The 19,891-nt window shown below is 42.5% G+C and carries 15 protein-coding genes and 2 tRNA genes; all 17 read left to right on the top strand.

What is annotated here, in order from left to right:
• The first annotated feature begins 79 nt into the window (after positions 1 to 79).
• The 17 genes from QA601_02435 to QA601_02355 all read left to right on the top strand — a co-directional run bounded on the left by QA601_02435 (position 80) and on the right by QA601_02355 (position 19,877).
• Positions 80 to 838 (top strand): glycosyltransferase, encoded by a 759-nt coding sequence (locus QA601_02435; protein MDG5813920.1) that lies wholly within the window; start codon positions 80 to 82, stop codon positions 836 to 838.
• An 86-nt stretch (positions 839 to 924) separates the two neighbouring features.
• Positions 925 to 1,884, top strand: coding sequence for a tRNA dihydrouridine synthase DusB (gene dusB / locus QA601_02430; protein ID MDG5813919.1), 960 nt, complete (start codon positions 925 to 927; stop codon positions 1,882 to 1,884).
• Between the two features lie 4 nt (positions 1,885 to 1,888).
• The gene (larB, locus tag QA601_02425) at positions 1,889 to 2,644 is read left to right on the top strand and encodes a nickel pincer cofactor biosynthesis protein LarB (protein MDG5813918.1); all 756 of its coding nucleotides are present in this window, start codon (positions 1,889 to 1,891) and stop codon (positions 2,642 to 2,644) included.
• A gap of 120 nt (positions 2,645 to 2,764) precedes the next feature.
• Complete coding sequence (gene aspS / locus QA601_02420) at positions 2,765 to 4,552, top strand: aspartate--tRNA ligase (GenBank protein MDG5813917.1); 1,788 nt, start codon at positions 2,765 to 2,767, stop codon at positions 4,550 to 4,552.
• Between the two features lie 124 nt (positions 4,553 to 4,676).
• The gene (locus QA601_02415; GenBank protein MDG5813916.1) at positions 4,677 to 4,949 is read left to right on the top strand and encodes a hypothetical protein; all 273 of its coding nucleotides are present in this window, start codon (positions 4,677 to 4,679) and stop codon (positions 4,947 to 4,949) included.
• Positions 4,950 to 5,232: 283 nt separating this feature from the next.
• Positions 5,233 to 7,536, top strand: coding sequence for an HDIG domain-containing protein (locus QA601_02410; protein MDG5813915.1), 2,304 nt, complete (start codon positions 5,233 to 5,235; stop codon positions 7,534 to 7,536).
• Positions 7,533 to 8,147: a hypothetical protein gene (locus tag QA601_02405; protein ID MDG5813914.1), complete on the top strand. Its 615-nt coding sequence runs from the start codon at positions 7,533 to 7,535 to the stop codon at positions 8,145 to 8,147. Before QA601_02410 ends, QA601_02405 begins: the two co-directional genes overlap by 4 nt.
• Before the next feature lie 59 nt (positions 8,148 to 8,206).
• Positions 8,207 to 8,434, top strand: coding sequence for a hypothetical protein (locus QA601_02400; GenBank protein ID MDG5813913.1), 228 nt, complete (start codon positions 8,207 to 8,209; stop codon positions 8,432 to 8,434).
• Positions 8,425 to 8,499: transfer RNA gene (locus QA601_02395), tRNA-Val, on the top strand. Before QA601_02400 ends, QA601_02395 begins: the two co-directional genes overlap by 10 nt.
• A gap of 22 nt (positions 8,500 to 8,521) precedes the next feature.
• A tRNA-Asp gene (locus QA601_02390) sits at positions 8,522 to 8,598 on the top strand.
• Positions 8,599 to 8,744: 146 nt separating this feature from the next.
• Positions 8,745 to 10,646, top strand: a complete 1,902-nt coding sequence (locus QA601_02385) for an HD domain-containing phosphohydrolase (protein ID MDG5813912.1) — start codon at positions 8,745 to 8,747, stop codon at positions 10,644 to 10,646.
• Between the two features lies 1 nt (position 10,647).
• The gene (gene murB / locus QA601_02380; GenBank protein ID MDG5813911.1) at positions 10,648 to 11,550 is read left to right on the top strand and encodes a UDP-N-acetylmuramate dehydrogenase; all 903 of its coding nucleotides are present in this window, start codon (positions 10,648 to 10,650) and stop codon (positions 11,548 to 11,550) included.
• A gap of 56 nt (positions 11,551 to 11,606) precedes the next feature.
• Positions 11,607 to 12,230: an MBL fold metallo-hydrolase gene (locus QA601_02375; GenBank protein MDG5813910.1), complete on the top strand. Its 624-nt coding sequence runs from the start codon at positions 11,607 to 11,609 to the stop codon at positions 12,228 to 12,230.
• Between the two features lie 4 nt (positions 12,231 to 12,234).
• Positions 12,235 to 13,140 carry a site-specific tyrosine recombinase XerD gene (xerD, locus tag QA601_02370; protein MDG5813909.1) on the top strand — a complete coding sequence of 302 codons (906 nt, stop codon included), beginning with the start codon at positions 12,235 to 12,237 and terminating at the stop codon, positions 13,138 to 13,140.
• Between the two features lie 247 nt (positions 13,141 to 13,387).
• Positions 13,388 to 13,696, top strand: coding sequence for an integration host factor subunit beta (locus tag QA601_02365; GenBank protein MDG5813908.1), 309 nt, complete (start codon positions 13,388 to 13,390; stop codon positions 13,694 to 13,696).
• A gap of 194 nt (positions 13,697 to 13,890) precedes the next feature.
• Positions 13,891 to 15,351 carry a hypothetical protein gene (locus tag QA601_02360; GenBank protein MDG5813907.1) on the top strand — a complete coding sequence of 487 codons (1,461 nt, stop codon included), beginning with the start codon at positions 13,891 to 13,893 and terminating at the stop codon, positions 15,349 to 15,351.
• 29 nt (positions 15,352 to 15,380) lie between these two features.
• A complete protein-coding gene (locus QA601_02355) occupies positions 15,381 to 19,877 on the top strand; it encodes a carboxypeptidase-like regulatory domain-containing protein (GenBank protein ID MDG5813906.1) in 4,497 nt (1,498 codons plus the stop codon).
• Positions 19,878 to 19,891: the final 14 nt, after the last annotated feature.

Raw genomic sequence — 19,891 nt, 5'->3', positions numbered from 1 at the left:
GCGGTAGTTTTGTATTTTTCTTTTAGCTGCTAACCCGATTTTCATAAAAAAAACAGAGAACAAATAATAGGAAATAGAAATGATTAGTGTTGTTGTATCTGCTAGAAATCCTGTACCTGGTTCGCCTCTTGAAAGGAACATTAAAAAAACTATAGGTACAGAGAATGAGCTGCTTATAATCAAAAATTCAGGAGGAGAGGTCAGTTTATCCTCGGTATATAATTTTGGTTTGAGTAAGGCAAAGGGAGAAATTGTGGTCTTTATGCACGATGATCTCTTTTTTATGCGGCCTGACTGGGGTCTGGTGCTTCAGGATAAATTCTTAAAGAATCCGTATCTGGGAGTAGTGGGACTTGCTGGTACTCAATATCTTCATGCCGATAATTACTCCTGGACATCAGCTGGGCGTCCCTATTTAAAGGGCCAGCTGCTTTATCATTTCGAAAACGGAGATTTCTTCGCCACTCTTTTCTCCGATCAAAAGGGTGATTTTGAAGTTGTTTGCTGCACAGGTGTGTTTATGGCGGTTAGAAGTGAAGTGTTTGCATCTGCCCGATTTGATGAAGATAACTTTGATGATTTCTACTTTCACGACCTGGATTTTTGCATGCAGGTACGAAATAACTGGAGAATAATGGTCACCACCGATATATTGGCCAAGCATTGCTCTCCGGGTTCTTTTGGAAAACAGTATCACTTATATGGCTCCCGTTTTATGAACAAACACTTGGGTTCCCTGCCTGCCTCCTGTGCAGAAACCAGCCCTGATTCAGATAATTATGTGCCGGTGAAGTGTGTTAATCTAAAAGGAAAGATGAGCCATAGTATCATTGTGTAGCTGTTTTTGATAGTGCGTTTGGATAGCTAAAGAGAACAGCTGTTTTTAATCTGCTTATTGTTACTTCCCGATTCTATTTTTACCCTATGGATATTTTTAGACAAAAAAGCATTATTCTTGCCCCTATGGCAGGAATTACCGAAACCGTTTTTCGCCAACTATGCAGAGAACACGGGGCAGATATAGTTGTATCAGAGATGGTGTCTGCTGAGGGGATAAAGTACCGCTCGGCCAATACTCTTTCGCTTTTGAAATTTAGAGCATCTGAGCGTCCCATTGGAATACAGCTTTTTGGTGCCGATCCTAATTCCCTGGCTGATGCAGCGCGTTTTGTGCAGGACTATTGTAACCCTGATTTCATCGATCTGAATGCCGGATGCCCGGTCCCAAAGGTTGTGGGCAAAAATGGTGGATCTGCTCTGCTTAAGGATAGAAAACTCTTTGAAGGGATACTCAAAGAGATGGTGAAAGCAGTATCGATTCCGGTAACGGTAAAAATCCGATCAGGTTGGTTTAAATATGAGTGGGTTGATGTGGAATTGGCCAGGGTTGCTGAACAGTGCGGAGTGAGTGCCATTACTCTGCATCCACGCTCTAAAACGATGGTTTTTGCCGGTACAGCTTTTAGGGAGAGAATAGGAGAGGTTAAGCGGGCAGTTTCCGTGCCGGTGGTTGGTAATGGAGATATATGCAGTGGTGAGGATGCCCTTGCTATGTTGTCCGAAACCGGTTGTGACTCAGTAATGATTGGCAGGGGCAGCTACGGTAATCCCTGGATTTTTGAGCAGGCCAGGGCTTGTATTAAAAACCGTGCGATTACCTTGCCTCACAGGCGGGAAAAGGAAGAGGTTGTACTCAATCACCTAAAAAAGTACGCACAGGAGCATGGAGAGTTACGGGCTTCTAAGGAGATGAAAAAGCATGTGGCATGGTATCTTAGAGGTAATGTAGGCGCTTCTACTATGCGTAACAGGGTTTTTCGTTCAAGTTCCATTTCAGAGCTTTGTGAACTGGTTAAAGAGGCTTATTCAGAACAGGGAGACTAAACACATGGATAGTGGAAAAATTGCAGCGCTGCTTAAATCTGTTTATGAGCGGGAAATCGAACCAGGGGAGGCCATGGAGTCGCTTAAAGATCTGCCCTTTAAAGATATGGGGTTTGCCTGCATTGATCACCACAGGGTGCTGCGCAAGGGTTTTCCTGAGGTGATATTTTGTCAGAACAAAACACCGGAGCAGGTCGTTTCGATTGCCGTTTCACAGATCTCTCAGGAGGAGACCGTTTTTGGAACCAGAGCATCTAAAGATACTCTCGACCAGGTAGAGAAGAATATTCCGGGAGCTGAGATTGATCGGGAAGCTTCCCTTTTTTGGAGAAAATCGAGGTTTTGGGAGCCAAAAGAGAACACTAAGGGAACGGTGTTGGTTTGTTCTGCAGGAACCGCGGACAGTGCAGTTGCACGGGAGACTGTCAGGACCCTTGATATTCTCGGCCACCCTTCAGAGGAGCTTTTTGATGTAGGGGTAGCAGGTATTCACAGGCTTTTGGCCAGAAGAGAGCTTTTACTCCAGGCATCGGTAATAATTGTAGTTGCAGGTATGGAGGGGGCTTTGGCTTCCGTGGTGACAGGTTTAGTAGCCTGTCCGGTTATTGGAGTCCCCACAAGCGTGGGGTATGGTTCGCATTTAAACGGGCTGGTACCGCTTTTCTCCATGCTCAACTGCTGTTCCTCGGGACTTACTGTAGTTAACGTAGACAATGGGTTTGGAGCAGCATGTGCAGCTGCGGCGATGAATACCAAATGACCCAAAGGTGTTGAGGTTTGAAATAGGTTCATGAATTGGATATAGCTATTTTAAGCTGTCTGTTTTATTTTTAGACCTATTTTAGAGAAAATGGTTTGGTTAATCTAACCGGGGATTTCTATGAGTGGATTAAGATCGTGGCGTCGCACACACAGCTGTGGTGAATTAAATGCAAAAGAAGCAGGTGAAATGGTCTCTCTTGCTGGTTGGGTACATAACTGGAGAAATCATGGAGGGGTGATTTTTATCGACCTCAGGGACAAAGCCGGAATTACCCAGTTGGTGTTTAATCCCACCAGTGACCCACAACTTGCAAAAAGAGCGGCTCAGTTACGACACGAATTTGTGATTTCTGTTACTGGTGAGGTAAATCTACGGCCTGCAGAGATGGCCAACCCTAAAATGAAAACAGGTGACATTGAGGTGGCAGTTAAAGAGCTTACAGTACTCAATGAATCCTCCACTCCACCGCTTCATATAAACGATCCGGAGCAGTCTGAATCTGAGGAGTTACGTTTAAGGTACCGCTATCTGGACTTGAGGAGGCCCGCGCTTCAAAGAAACATTCTCTTTCGCCACTCTGTTTCTATGGAAGCCCGCAAATTTCTTTGGGAACAGGGTTTTTCTGAGATAGAGACACCGATTTTGATGAAAAGCACACCCGAAGGGGCCAGGGACTTTCTGGTTCCAAGCAGAACAAACCGGGGACGTTTCTATGCCCTGCCCCAGTCACCTCAGACCTATAAACAGATACTTATGGTTTCTGGCTTTGAGAGGTATTTTCAGGTGGCACGCTGCTTTAGGGATGAAGATCTTCGGGCTGACCGTCAACCGGAATTCACCCAAATTGATGCAGAGCTTTCATTTATTGATGAGCAGGATATTTATGAAATCTTTGAGGGGCTGATGAAAACGGTCTTTTCAAAGTGTCTTTCTGTTGATATTGAGACACCGTTTAGAAAAATGAGCTATGAAGAAGCTTTCTGCACGTATGGTAGCGACAAACCTGATCTTCGGTTCGACCTCCCGATACACGATATAGCACCTGTATTTAAGAACAGCAGCTTTAAGGTGTTTAGTTCGGTTTTAGAGAATAAGGGGCACATAGCAGCTATCTGTTCTGGAGATAGTGCTAAGTTCTCGAGAAAACAGATCGATAAACTGACAGCACTGGTTGCTCAGTATGGAGCAAAGGGGCTTGTGTGGCTTAGAGTTAGGGATGATAAGGCTGTAGAGGGGCCATCGGCAAAATTTTTCACCGATGAAGAGATCGCTGCTCTTTTAAAAACGGTGGGGGCAAAGCCCGGGGATATGATTTTTGCGGTCGCAGCAGATAAGAAAGTGTGTTACACCTCTTTGGGGCAGTTAAGGCTTGAATTGGCACGAGTGAATGATTTGATAGTCCCTGGTGAGTATAAGTTTGTGTGGGTGAACAAATTTCCACTTTTTGAGTACAGTGATGAAGAGCAGCGTTACACCTCCGTTCATCACCCTTTTACAGCTCCTCTAGAGGAGGACATAGAGCTTCTTGAAGGTGATGAATACTACAAAGCCCGCTCAAGAGCGTATGATCTGGTGCTCAATGGAACGGAAATTGGTGGTGGAAGTATTAGGATTCATCAAAGAGCGCTTCAGATGAAAACGTTCGAACTGCTTGGGATCGATGAGGCCAGGGCGAAAGAAAAGTTTGGGTTTCTCATTCAGGCGCTCAGCTATGGTGCTCCGCCCCATGGAGGAATTGCGCTTGGTTTAGACAGGCTTATAATGCTGATGCTTGAATTGGAGAGCATAAGGGAGGTGATACCATTCCCTAAGACCACAGCAGGTATTTCGCCTATGGATAATGCTCCGGACAAGGTTTCACAGGAGCAGCTAAAAGAGTTAGGGCTAAGTCTTTTGGAAGAATAATTGATTCAATCGTTGATTACGCTTGACTTGGCTCTTCCTTAGAAACTATTATTATGGGTATTATCACAGGTAATATATAATTGAAAATTATCTCAGCCATAGATTTATTCAGGAGGATTTAGAGATGTCGAGAACCGTACGAGCTATAAGCCTTTTAATGATAGGGGCATTTTTGATGATTGCTTCAGTGGGCTGTGGTCCATCTTACAGAGTGAGTGAAGAAGATCAGATCAGGCTGGATGAGGCAAGAGAGGCGGCTGAAGCAGCCGAAAGAAAGCTGGCCGAGCTCAGACACGAAAGAAGGCTTTTAGAGGAGGGTGTAGAAGTCGAAGAAGAACCCCAAGTTGAGGAAGATAACGAAGACGTAGCGCCTGAAGAAGAGCAAGAGGAAGAATAAATTTTCTCTGTGACTTAGTTGAAAATTATAGGAACATAAGGGTGAATACGCAACCCCTGTGTTCCTGTTTTATTCTAAAACAACACTCAACCCAGTTATTCGCACAGGTAGTATATTCTCAATTATAACAAAATTTATAACATGCACAGACGAAGGAATGTTTTACTGATGATGTGGAGCCGATAAGACACGATTCCAATCAGTAAAAATGGTACCTTTTTCTTATATCTCCTCCCTCTACCCGGGGGTATGTATGGTTAAAAATTGAAACCGGTTTCTCCTGATGCTGAAAAATATCCTGAACAAAGACATTAAACAAATATATACCGATGTTTCTTCCGGTATAAGACTGCCGAAGTTTATTACCCTTCCGATGCTTATTCTTGCCGTAACGGTAGTGTTTGTTGTGCTGCTGTTTCCGTATCATGAAACTGTTCAGCCTTTTGATCTACCCAAAATAGGCGAAGCTGCCAAAGAGACCATTATTGCTCCGTTTACCTTTGATATCAAGCGTTTGCCCGAGGAGCTTGAGAGAAGGCGGCAGGAGGCCATGGATGAGGTGCTTTTGGTGATGGATTATGATGTTACCGTTGCCAGGGAAGTAGTAAAAAGTATTGAGGAAGCAAAGGGTAAAGTAACAAGCTACATAGAGGAATCGTCAACCGATTCGGTTAAAAGAGATATTAAAAGGGAGTTGTCCAAAGATATCTCCGAGAGAGCAGTCAGCACTCTTCTAAAACGCCCCAAGCTTTTAGATGAAGCGATACAGCAGGCTTCCTTTATGCTCGAAAAGGGGGTCGCGTCGGTGCTTTTTGTCAGGTCACCGGAACACCTTGCAGAACTCAGGGCAGAGTACAATACCGATTTCGATCAGCAAATACATTACGATAAAAACTTCGTTAGCTTGCTCAGGGAAGACTCTGAGTTGGTGGTTTCAGTGGCTGAGATTCCGGTAAAGGAAATCGCTCTTGAGCAGGTCGTAAGCAGGCTCAAGCGTGACCTGCAAATGGATGATGAGGCCCTTAGTACTATCTATGAGGTGTTGTTTGCGTATGTGCGTCCAAACATAAATGTTAACCGTGCTCTCACCATGCAAAGACGCCAGGAGGCCGCAAAAGAGATTCGGGAAACCAGTGGTAAGGTAATCAAAGATACCGAGATTGTGCGTAAGCATCAGGAAGTAACTCCTGAAGTGATGCAAAAAATACGCTCAATGCATATGGCAATGGACAGAACCGAGAGTACGCTTGAGAAAAAAAGAATCAGGACCGGAAACCTGGGGCGTTTAATGCTGGTTCTTATCCCGCTCTTTTTCATGGCTTTTTATCTAAAAAACTATGAGCCGGAGCTAATGAAGTCACCTAAGCGTACCTTTGCCTTTGCGCTAATCCTTCTTCTTCAATTGCTTATTATACGACTGGGGCTGGCAGTGTTGCCCAAGTTCTTTGAGGGGGTAACGGAATTCACTCTTATCCCCGAGTATATAAATCCGGTATTTATTGGCGTTATTCTTTCGGCTATTTTGTTTAATCTGCGCCTGTCGATGATCATGGCTCTGTTTGTAAGTCTTTATTATAGTGTGGTGCTTGGGTTTAATCAGTTCTTTTTTATCTACACCTTTCTTGGCTCACTATTGCTGGCACTTTTTACCTACAAAATTCGCTATCGGTGGCATTTTTTCAGAGCGATACCTCCCAGTTTCATAATCTGTATTATAAATATCTCTATGTGGCATTTTATTGGGTATCAGTTCTCACTGATTGCGCTGTTTCAAAATTATCTGCTGGCCTTTTTCGGAGTCACCGGATCTGTTTTCATTGCCATGGCCTTCACGCCTTTTTTCGAAAGAATTTTCGATATAACAACCGACATGACCCTGGTTGAGTTATCTGATATGAATCATCCGATTCTAAAGCGTCTTTCAATTGAAGCTGCCGGTACCTATAATCATAGTGTGTTGGTTGGTAATCTGGCAGAGTCGGCTGCTTTAAGAATAGGGGCCAATGCCCTGTTAGCCAGGGTGGCTTCATATTATCATGATATAGGGAAGATAGAAAAGTCAGACTATTTTGTGGAAAACTGTATGCATGGTGATAAAAACCGACACAACAAACTAACCCCCTCAATGAGTGCACTGGTGATATCTTCTCATGTCAGGGAGGGGGTAGATTTGGCAAAGAAACATAAACTGCCTTTAATTATCCAGGACATTATCAGGCAACATCACGGGACCAGTACTGTCTCTTTCTTTTATGAAAAAGCCCTGGAGCAGGATCCACACAAACAAGTACAGGAAAAGGATTTCAGGTATCCTGGACCCCCGCCTCAGACCCGTGAGGCGGCGATAATTATGCTGGCAGATTCTGTGGAAGCTGCCTCCAGAAGTATTGCAAGCAGTTCACCAAAGCTTTTAAGGGAGTTGGTGAAAAAGATTATCAGGGATAAGTTTTTGGCCTCTCAGCTTGATCAGTGTAATCTTACGCAGAGGGACCTTTATGGTATAGTAGAAGGATTTATGCCCGTGCTTCAGGGTATCTTTCATACACGGATAGAGTATCCAGCAAAGAAAAAGGGAGTCCTTATATGACGGACAAAAAAGGTACGACATTTACCAGAAAACGCTTTTTCATCAATCGCAACATCCAGGGCCGGTATATGGTTACCTTTATGGTGCCTATGATCATATTTTTAGCGTTTATGCTTTTTACTCTCTATTTTGCTTCTGAGGCAATTATCAATTCTACCATGCGTATTGTAAGAAGTGACATGGAAAGTACTATCGCCTACACTTTGCAGGATCAGGTCGAACCGGGGGTGGAGCAGTATAAAGCTCTTACCAACCAGCTCCAGGAATATGTGAGTAGCTTTTCTGCCAACAACGTTTTTAGGCGTGAACTATTAGGTTCTCTCATGGTGGTCGTAACTGTGGGTATGGTACTAATAATTGCTCAGATCGTGCTTTTGACTATCTTTTTTTCGCACAAACTGGCCGGGCCTGTGTACCGATTTGAGAAAGCATGCAAGAGCATAATCGATGGCGATTACACTAACGAGATCAAGCTTCGTAAAGGTGATCAGCTCAAAAATCTTGCTGAGCTTTTAAATGAGGCTATCAGGGTAACCCGTGAAAGAATGCTCACATTAAGCTCAAAAGATCAGGATGTGAAAAAAGATTCTACTTCTGAACTAAAATTGTGATTTTTTTGTTGACTTTAAATTGGGTATAGTCTATTTTATTACTCTTTCAAGGCGGTATCATGAAAAAAATGCTGTTTGATAATAAGAATATTGTGGTCTTTGGAATAAGTTTTGTCTTACTGGTGGTTGCCTATGTGCTGTTGGCTCAGGGGCCGGTTAGTAACCCGCTTTCTAAAAGTGTGGCGCCAGTTATTTTGGTTTTAGTTTACTGTGGATTGATTCCCTACGGTATACTAGCCGGAATTTCAAAGGATGGAAAAGAAAAGACCGAAAAAAAGGGCGTTTAGCTCAGCTGGTATAGAGTGCCTGCCTTACAAGCAGGTGGTCGTAGGTTCGAATCCTACAACGCCCATTTAATTTTTTTATATAAATTTGGACCGGTAGTTCAGTTGGTTAGAACGCTGGCCTGTCAAGCCAGAGGCCGCGAGTTCGAGTCTCGTCCGGTCCGCCATTTTAAGCCTCTTCAATCAGAAGGGGCTTTTTTTATTTGACTGTCTCCCTCTTTTGAGTTACAATTCTACAGAAGTTCATTTCCTTTGTTTGCCATTTTAAACGAAACGCTACACTTTATGCACTTCTCAAATCAAGAGAACAAATATGAGTAAACGCATTGTACTCGTAGGTCCTGTTTCGGAGAATAACTGTGCAATGTTTTCAAAAGCAGCACTCTCTTTGGGTCTATCCATTCAACATTGTGAAAACCTTTCTTTGGGGTATGATGAGTCCTGTGGGGATTTGCCTGCTGCATTTATCTCCTTTAATCTATGTACCAAAGATGCATTATTGGAGCTTTTTAGATCACTGCCAGTCGGGTTTGGTGAAAAAGTCCCCTACTATCAGTGTGTAGAAAAAGAAGCTGAAATACCTTCATTTATGAAAAGTGTGCCTTTGGGTGGTGTTTTTAAATTACCCCTGAGTGAATCTGCTGTGTATACAATTGTTCTTTCAATTGCCCGCAATTACGATTCACTTCAAAATAACCGTAACCTGATACAGGAGATTGCGAAACTTCGAAAACAAAATTACCGGCTGATGCAGATCGGGACTGCTTTATCATACGAAAATAACCTCAACAGGCTTCTTGAGCTTATTTTATCCGTCAGCCGTGATATTTCAGGCGCTGATGCCGGTAGTATTTATATGTATGAAGAAATTGAAGAAAACGGGAGAGAAAAACCCTTTCTTAGATTCAGAATTTCACAAAACGATTCAATTGCTGTAAAGCAGAATGAAGAAATCGTTTTCCCCGTAAACACAAAATCCATTGCTGGGTATGTGGCTATCTCGGGAAAACTGCTTTCAATAGATGATGTGTATGATATTGGAAATACTGTACCCTATAGTTTTTCAAGGGATTTGGAGAGAAGGTTTGGCTACAGAGCTAAATCGATGCTTACTGTTCCCCTTAAGAATCTGGATGGTGAAATAGTTGGTGTTTTACAGCTGATGAATAAAAAGAGAGACGGAACGAAAAGTATAACAAACGCAGATGATGTGCCCTCGCAGGTCGTGTCCTTCTCTCTTAGTGATGAGGATATAATTCAATCGATTGCCAGTTATGCCGCAGTTTCAATCGAAAGAGTAAGCCTTTATGAAAGTATTGAAAGTATTTTTGAGGGCTTTATAAGCTCTTCCATTGCTGCTATTGATGAAAGAGACAGGGTTACCAGTGGCCACTCACGTAGAGTCAAAGGTTACGCCATGGCATTTGTGGAAGCCGCGTCCAACCAAGAGGGGCCTTTCTCGGCACTGGCTTCTTCCCCTGAAAGAGTGCGACAATTTGAGTTTGCTGCGTTGCTTCATGATATAGGCAAAATTGGTGTTCCCGAAGCTCTGCTTACTAAAGAATCTCGTCTCTCTGCAGGAGAAATGGCCGCACTTATCGCCAGGTTTGAATATGTAAGGCTGCTTTTAAGAACAAACAGCGGTAAGGTTTCCTGGCAATCACAGGAGGAGATAGATAAGGATATAGAGTTTGTGAGAATGGTGAATGGCTCGGGTTATCTCAATGATCAAAATTTTCAGCTCCTTCAAACCATAAAGGAGAAATACTATATTACTCCCGATGGTACACAACACTGTGTTTTTACCGACACCGAGTGGCGTTTTTTATCTGTACGTGCGGGTAATTTAACCAGTGATGAACGAAAAGTCATAAATTCACATGCTATGTCGACGTATAGAATCCTCTCAAAAATTCCATGGACACGGCAAATGGAACAGATTCCTTTTATTGCGTGTTGTCACCATGAAAAAATCGATGGTAGTGGCTATCCACATGGGTTATGCGGGGAGGAGATCCCTCTTGAGAGCAGGATTTTGGCTGTCGTAGATATTTATGAAGCTCTGGTTGCACAGGATCGTCCCTATAAACCAAAGATGGCGCCTGAAAAAGCTATAAGCATTTTGCGCAAAGAAGTTCAGGCCGGGCATCTGGATGAAGAAATTGTGAATTTTTTTGTTGAAAAAGGTATATACAAAATATATTTAAATGAGTAATATGACACAACTTAGAGAAAATATAGACCTCGCCCCATTTACTACACTGAGAATCGGAGGGGTAGCGCGTTACTACTGTGAACCAGACAGTATAGAGCAGCTTAAGGAAATGGTTTTCCAGGCTAAATCGGACAATATGCCCATTTTGGTGTTAGGCAGGGGGAGCAACCTGCTCATAAGCGACAGTGGGTGGAGCGGGTTGGTACTAAATTTATCGGTGAAGTTCAAAGAAAAAAACTGGAACGGAAATGAGCTTCAGTGCAATGCCGGGTGTTCTCTTGATGAGATAATTGCAGAGGCGGTAAGCAGGGGGCTTTCGGGGCTTGAGTATCTTTCCGGTATTCCTGGTACAATTGGTGGTGGATTAACAATGAATGCCGGGGCATTTGAATCCACTGTTTCAGATCCGCTCTTGAGTGCTTCCTACCTTGATTGTTCCACCGGGGAGATTGTTGAGCAAGATAAAAGTGAATTGGAATTTGATTATCGTAGTAGTCTCATAAAAAAATTAGACGCAATAGTGCTCAACTCACGGTTTAGATTCAGGCCCGCAGAGTCTTTGGAGGAACTGGGTGTATTGCGAAGGAATGTGCTTAAAAGAAGAGCTGCAAAACAGCCGCTTCAGTATCCAAATTGTGGAAGTGTATTCAAGAGACCTCAGGGCTTTTATGCAGGCACTCTTATTGAAAAGACATCGTTAAAGGGCGCGAAATGTGGTGACATTGAAATATCAGCAAAGCATGCAAATTTCTTTCTCAATAAAGGGAAGGGAAAAGCCGGGGATGTAATGAAACTGATTAATCAGGTAAGAAAAGCCGTTTATGAGCTACATGGTGTGCTACTTGAACCTGAGGTGGTTTTGGCCGGTGAATTCGAAGAGCCGCTCTATACCCCTTCATTGTGAAAGAATTTTACAATTAAACAGAAATGTTTTCAAAATGAAAAAAAGGACCTTTTTATATGGCTTTTGAATACTTTGCGGTTAGTACAGGACCTCTTCAGGTAAATTCTTATCTGTTACACAATAGTAACAAACAGTGTATAATTATTGATCCTGCACAGGGTTGCTCTGAGATACTGAATTTCATAAAGTCTAACGCGCTGTCAGTTAGCGCGGTTGTATTAACTCACGGGCACTTTGATCACATTACAGGTATACCGGAAGTGCTTGAAAGATACCCTGACACCGACATTTACATACATCCCTCGGATCTTCCTATGTTACGGAATTCTGAGTTTAATGGTTCAGTAATGCTTGGACTGTCCTTTTCTTATGAGGGGCCAGTTGCTTCTATACAGGAGGGTAAAGCAAGTCTGGGAGGCTTTGAGCTTGAGTTTATTCACCTTCCAGGGCACACTCCCGGGGGATGCGCGGTTGTTATTGATAAGGTGTGTTTTAGTGGGGATGTGTTGTTTGCGGGATCTGTAGGCAGAAGTGATTTCCCTTGCGGTGATGGTAAACTTCTTATTGAAGGCATAAAGGAAAAACTGCTGAAATTATCTGATGATACCACGGTTTGTCCGGGACATGGGGGGAGAACGACTATTGGACGGGAGAAACGTCAAAATCCTTTTCTGGTGTAATTAGATGGATAAGCTTCAATATATCGATGCATATATTGCCTATATTCAATTAGAAAAAACATTAAGTGAAAATACATCTGACTCGTACAAGTTTGACCTTAACCGCTTAGGTTGCTTTCTTCGGCAAAACAATATAGTTGATCTTAACGAGGTTAATCCATCTATATTGTCAAAGTATATTCGCCTTCTCTATGATATTGGATTTGCACCATCCTCGATTCAACGTTCAATTTCTTCCATAAAAAGTTTTTTCGCGTTTGTGTCCTCTGAAGGATTTATTAGAGAAGATCCAAGTGAGTTGCTTGAAGCTCCTAAAGTTAAAAGAAAGCTTCCAGCTGTGCTTAGTGTAGATGAAATAGAAAAGCTGTTGTTATCCATTGACTTAAAAAAAAGAGGCGGATTGCGGGACAGAGCGATGTTCGAAACGCTTTATGCTACTGGTATGAGGGTGTCTGAATTGATAACTTTTACTTATGAACAAATCATCTCCGTAGAAGGATTCGTAAGAATTTTTGGAAAGGGGTCAAAGGAAAGAATCGTCCCAATTGGTGATTCTGCCCTGTACTGGATAAATGAATATAGTAATAAGGAAAGAAGCTTATTTCAAAAAGCGCATTCAGATAGTACTGTTTTTCTTAATATCAGAGGTAATGCGATTAGTCGCATGGGGATATGGAAGATATTAAATTCCTATGCAAAACTCGCTGGTATAAAAAAGGAAATATCACCTCATACTCTCAGACATTCTTTTGCTACTCATCTTTTGGAGGGGGGGGCAGACATAAGAACGGTTCAGGAGATGCTTGGGCATTCCAATATAGTGACTACGGAGATCTACACCCATGTGGACCGGGAGTATTTAATCGAGGTTCATCGTAGCTTTCACCCCCGTTCAGGTTCAAAAGGATAATAGGCGCTGATAGCTATAAATAGCACTATTGGGGGGTTTTAAAGGTATATTAGGAGTGCTTTTTCAAAAAAGTGTTGAATCTGAGGTGATTAGGATATAAAAATAGTGAAGAAGACTGGCGTAATCTTTTGTTATCATGTATAATTTTTAAGGGTTTGGTTTAGAGCCCCGAAGATAATAAAGAAGTGCTTGACTTTATTTTAAATTCATGGGATATTTTATTGAGTTAGTTTTTTAGGAGGGAATTGTGCCAAATACAACAAAACATGATTTAATCGCTTCTGTTGCAAAATCCACAGGACTTACACAAGCAGATACTAAAATAGTTGTTGAAGAGTTATTGGAAACTGTTTCAACGTTTCTTGAGAGTGGGAAGAATATTGAGATCAGGGGATTCGGTACATTTTACACTAAAGAAAGAAAGCCCCGCCCCGCACGTAATCCCAAAACGGGTGAAGTCGTTCCATTGTTGAGAAGAGTCGTGCCGCTCTTTAAATACTCCAGTGATTTGAAAAGTAAGATCTCTGATACGTTGCAGCAAAAGAAAACAAATTAGGTGTAATTATAGTTACTTACATTCTCTCCTTTTGAGACAATTTGCAGAGTAAACATTCACTCTGCAAATTGTCTTTTGTATATTAGACACTTACCTCTACCTCCCCAGAATAAATATCCATTCTTTGTTGACATCACCTGCTAAGACCCGTATAATGATAGAGTATTTTTATTCCGTTACGAAGGGAATGTATTATGAATCGCTGTATTCGTATAAGGCCAAAACTGGCTGCTCTGATCGTTATAGTGCTGGCATTAAAAATAAATGGTGAACAAGATGGAAGTATTGTTCTGCCCACATTTGAAACACGAGTTTCAGCAGGATTTAACTACGACCTCCTGAGATCACCTCTAAATGTCTCCTTTCAGTATCCTGTTGGGTACTTTGGTTTTAACCTGCCGGTAAATCGAAGTGTTAATTTGCGCAACATTGCAGGACGTTTTGATCCAATTATCGACACGCTATTCAATGATACGACACTTTTTAAAAATGGTGAGGAATTTAAACCAACCGGTGTGGCCGCTCAGAGTGCAAATAACACGATAAGGGTAGATGTGCCAATGTTAAATGGGGTTGGGAGCTTTGCCTATACGCAAAACTTTTCAATGAATTACCATACGTTTCTGGGTAATCCGTACCTGCACCTGGCGCCCGATTCTTTACCTGATGAATTGGAATTTATGCTCAGAGGAACAGTCAATGCGCCTGTAAGTATATCGATGGGTTGGGAGACAATGACTTTTGGATACGCCTATGAGTTAAACAGAAATGTCTCTTTTGCTTTTAATTTGCATCGTCATCTTTTTAACGCAGATCTCAGAGGGCGTGTTGATATTGATTTGCTTGGATCTTACAGTATCGATCTTGATCCAAATCAATCAATGCTCTCACCGATTCATGGCGAATTGGATTATCCCTCCGACAGAATTAATGGTTATGCGCTTGGAAATTACAAGGCCCAGGCCTGGACGCCTACATTTGGCGTGCAACTTTGGAGGCTCTCACTTGTATCAAGGTTCGGGTTACAAAAAGAGGCATCTGGTTCACTTAGAGCCAGGTACATTGTCCCCTCATTTATAGACCCCGAAACGTTCCAGATGAAATATGATCTTGAAGACCCCGATCAATTACTCGACCCCGAAGTTAGAGATATTCTACTGTCAAACGCAATCGATAGTGTGGGGTATAGTACCGATAGTAAATTGCACTGGAGAATACCTCATGGGCATACTTTAGCATTCGATGTATGGCCCGGACTGCTATCCCTTTCATATACGAAAATTTATGGTGATATTGAATTGGGGTTGGATAATATTCATAAAGAACAAAGAACCATAGAATCTGCCGGTAACAATGAGGGTTTGGTGGATTCCCTTGACTTTGATGTGGGCATAAGTGTTGATCATGTGATCATGCTGCATGGCAGATACCGTTCTTCGTTTCTGAATTTTGGGATTTTTGCCTTTGATGTAAGATATAATGACATGGATAATCTGGTTGGAGGAAGAACTATTCGGGAATTGAAAATTGGCGATGCTGCTATGATGCCAATTCTAAGCTTAGGGTCAGCTTTTGGCTCCAAAATACAAGTTCTTGTAGAACTGGATGTGTTACCTCTGCCTGCTTTTAAGACAGGTCTATTTTACCATTTTTAAAGGAAGAGAAATAGTTGAAAGGATCTGGTATGAATTTTTCGGCTAAAACAGCCCTTTTGTTACTCTGTACAACTTTTATGGCTGTGGCTCAGATTGCAAGTGATTATGTGATAGTTGAAGCGCCTGTAGGGGCGCGTGCGGCAGATCAGGTGATGTGGGTTAAGTGGAGCGGTACAACCCGAAATCCACTGGATCAAACTATTACAGCTCCCGATTCGGGAATTATCTACTTTGACAGAAGTCCCGGTGGGGGTGATCTCAGTAACTACCGCCACAAAATAAACAACCCATGGGTAGATACCACCTCTAACACTGTATGGGATAATGTCCATTTTGATGGCTCTCCAGCAAGCAGAGGTATAGCTTTCAGGCCTACAGATCAGGAACAAATGAGCACTGGGTTGTATTATGGTATTGTAGCCTGGCCTATGGAAACGGATACACTTATCTCAAATGAGTTTCAAATTATTATTGAAAGTGAAGACCCGGTAAACTGGCAGTCTCCTTCAGGAACGATAAGCTCCATAACACCTGTCTTTCAGTGGGATGCTAATCCTGAAGTACCCTATTACCATATTTTGCTCTCTGACGAACCTATATCTATCGATAGCTCAAGTGGTACTATTAATCTTTCGGGTGTAAGTGTGGTGTGGCAGGCCATTACACCACACACGCAAATTACCTACGGCGCACCTGATCCATCAGGTACATTAACTGCTAACCCGCCACCGCTTTCACCAGGGCAGTGGTACACGTGGGTTGTACTGAATAATTATGGTAATCATCCGGCGCTTTCATCTTCAAAAATCAAATTACCTCCCGCTGATTTTACCATTGAGGGTGAGCAGTTAAATATACCTGAAAATATCTATCCTGTTGACCAGAAGCTTAACAGTTCAGAAAACCCCACATTCAATTTTAAATGGAGTAATCTGGACCCTGACGCAAATACCTATCAACTTTATGTGTATACATCATCAGACTCTCTTTTGCCTGGTTTGGGGGATGAGCTCAGTGCTCAGATTGTTGTATGGGAGAGAACGGTTTCTGCCTCTGGTGGTGAAGACGATACTATGAGTGTATCGATAAATGCTGCTTCAATATTTACCAGCAACAATTACACCTGGAGGGTAATGGCCATTGATAACAGTGGTGCTTCCACTGCAGGAGAGCTTAGTGGGTTCTCTTATTCTTCACCCACCGGTGTGATGAATCTGTATACCAGAGAAAAAGTTGTGTTTGGGACTGGTGAAAGTGCTGATACTATGTATAATTCTCTTGGACTGGTGGAAATTAAAGTAGATGTGGTGGATGGTTCAATGGAAGCGCCGCTTTTTTTCTATACCGATGAAAGTGGCAGGCTTTCAAGAACCCGGCCTGAAGGTAGATACCGGGTTACAGCAGTAAAGGAAGGCTTTCTGGATGCAAGCAGAACCGTTACAGTAAAAGCGGGTGTTCAAACCCATGATACACTGTACATGGAGCGCCCCCCGGCAACAATTTACGGAAGAGTGATCGATGAAGCAGGGGCATCAATTAATCTTGCAACCATTACCGCCGTTTCCGATATGGGGGACACTGTTACCGCTAAGTCCAATTCACAGGGAAATTACATTCTTAACTGCTATGATGCTAACTGGAGAGTCAGTGCTGCTAAAAATGGATATAGAACATCCCAGACCAGAACGGTAGATTTAAGAGTATCTGAAAATAAAAGGTTAGATCCTTTTGTGCTTCAAAAAAACACCTATACTCTATCAGGTTCGGTTCGAAACAGTGATGCAAGACCGATTGTCGGTGTTAGAGTGAGATTGCTTCAAAATGGAATTCAGATTGACGAACAACCCTCTACACCTCAGGATGGTTCCTACTCCTTTTCGGTTGAACCGGGTAGCTATACCCTTACTGCTCAAAAAGCGGGTTTCTCTAACTACTCCAGAGAAATTACTGTAACTGGTTCAAGGGTACGAAACATCACTTTGAATCCCGGGGCAGTTATGGTCAGTGGTTACATTATTGGGCGCACCTGGTCACAGGATAGGTATGTGTATGCGCCAATCAGAAATGCTTCTGTTACCTTCATAAACAGTGATGAAAACGATACTGTAAGGGTGTATTCTGACAGAACCTATGGATATTACAGTGCAAACCTTACAGCGGATAGGGAATATAAAGTGTATAGTGCTGCTTCTGGCTTTGGAACTGTGGAAGATCCGGGCACTGTAGTAACCGCTCCGTCATCTGCTATTGAATACAATGACACATTGATGAGCAAAGCATTGGTGTCGGGGAATGTAAGAACTTTTTACCAGAACCAAAATGTAAGAAATGCCTCTATTACTCTTATGGATAAGGAAAGCAATAAAGCGGTCAGACGTGGTACAAGTCAGGCAGACGGGTATTTTGAAATCTTAGATATTCCTGATGGAAAGTATTCCGTACAGGCTGGTTACGATGGACTGTACCTTGACAGCGTTGCTCCGTTACCAATCATCGAAATCACAGAGGGACGAGCCGTACCAGCTCATATTGAGTTGTTTATGAAACCTGGCGATAAAGCACTTACCTGGCATTTGGAAGATTTTGATGGTGATGTTAGAATAAGAATACGATCTCCGCTTATAAGAAACTTAGATAGAGGCGATACATTGACTGGAGCCGGGCATGGAACTTATATTATTGAAGTTGAGCCTGATGCTGATTCTGTTCTTGGTTTATCCTATAGAAGCTTCACCGTACCGGAAACAGCTACAACTCATACTGACACTGTAAAGTTACCCGTAATACATAATAGTCCATCGAGTGTTGAACCCTTGGATGGAAAAGTATCTCTGATGATCAAATCTGTTGAAAAGCTGGATTCTGCCAGGCTTTTTTACAGAAGCAGGGGTGAATCAATGTACAGGATGATAGAAAAAAGCGATACTAGCTTTGAGTATAATTTCACGTTTTCTCCCCGGAAAAACGGAACTGATCTTTTTTACTACTTCAAAGCGTATAGGGATGGGGATGTGTACGGAGGTGAAAGAGCAACATTTACCACCTTTGTAACTGCTGATACAAGTAGGCTTTCAAGATTTGAAATAGTTCCTTCATCTGAAGATCCTATACCCCTTCCTTCGGGGTATTCGGTAACCGTTTCTGTTAAAGGTTATTACAGTTCGGCATTTATCGAGGATGAGAATATCAGAAGCGACGCTATATCCTGGCGACTTGAAAATGCTCAGGGCTGTAGAATAGATGCTACCAGGGGTGAGCAGATACATCTTACAACACCGGGAAACAGGATAACTTCACCTGTAACCCTGTATGCCGAAATTGATACCGCAAAGGTAAGGCTTGCACCTGATGTGGGACGTATTGATTCAGTGAAATTTACTGTGAGTGGCTCCTCACTCAGCTCAATAGCTGTTGTAAGAATTGACGCATCTAACCCAAATCCCATAACTACTTCCGGGATCGAAAGAGCGCGGTTCAGGGCTGTGGGTGTCGATTCAGATGGCAACGAAGTGGAAGTTAACCCAATTTGGAGTGTAGTGCCTAAGGAAAGTGGTGAAATAGATCAGGAGGGAATATTCAAACCTTCCGGTAATTTTGTAGGGTTTGTCAGAGTGCTCGCTCGAAGTGGTTTAATTACGGGTGAGTATAACCCTGTTGATAAAAATAGCAGAAGAATGAATGCTGGACTAAATGTACGGTATGTCTTGGCTTCAAATAGTTACTATGATACTGTTACTACCGGAAGAGGCTGTAAAATACTTTTTCCTCCAGATATAACCGGAGGTACTGAAAATGGGCTTTTGCAGGTCTCAATACCTAATACCAGAAATCAGATGAAACGAGGGGCTGGTAACTTAAGAATGGTAGATACTGTGGCATATGAAATAACAGAACTTAGGGGTACTCCCTTTAATCTTTCTGAAGACAGTATCAAGATTTTCTTGCAAATACCGGAAGGGTTACGATCTGAAGCTATAAGGGGCAAAAGGGACTTCTGGGTTGCCCGATGGGATCAGGATTCGCTTCAGTGGAATACTCTATCCAATAGTACTGTTGAAGATGAGGGCGAATATGTAAGCGCAAAAGTTGCTAACTTTTCGCAATTTGCACTGGTATCTGAGCCCAGAACTCTGTCTGCTAATCTTAAAGTGTCACCCAATCCATTTTCTCCCTATATAAAGCCGGTGAATGAGTTTGGGCATGATGCTCCCAAAGGGACGTGTATAATGTTTAGAATAGATGCACCTGATCAAAGGGTTGCCAGTGCTAAAGTTCACATATACAACAACGTCGGTGAAAGAGTCTGGGCCGTGGAACTGCTAAATGCTTCAACGGGCAAACATAGGGTGTGGTGGAACGGCCGTACTACATCCAGACTTGAAGTCTGGAACAGCGATGTATTTCCTTATGGTGGCATACCTCAGGGAAGGATGCTTAGAAATGGACGATACTTTGTAGTACTCACAGTAAAAGATATGTCGGGTAATAAGGTTCAGTATATGAATCCTGTAATTCTTATGAAATAGAATTTTTACGGTTT

Source organism: Chitinispirillales bacterium ANBcel5 (assembly GCA_029688955.1).
GTDB classification, from domain to species: domain Bacteria; phylum Fibrobacterota; class Chitinivibrionia; order Chitinivibrionales; family Chitinispirillaceae; genus Cellulosispirillum; species Cellulosispirillum alkaliphilum.
Note: the sequence above shows the minus strand (reverse complement) of the source record. Positions and strands in the feature narration are given on the sequence as shown.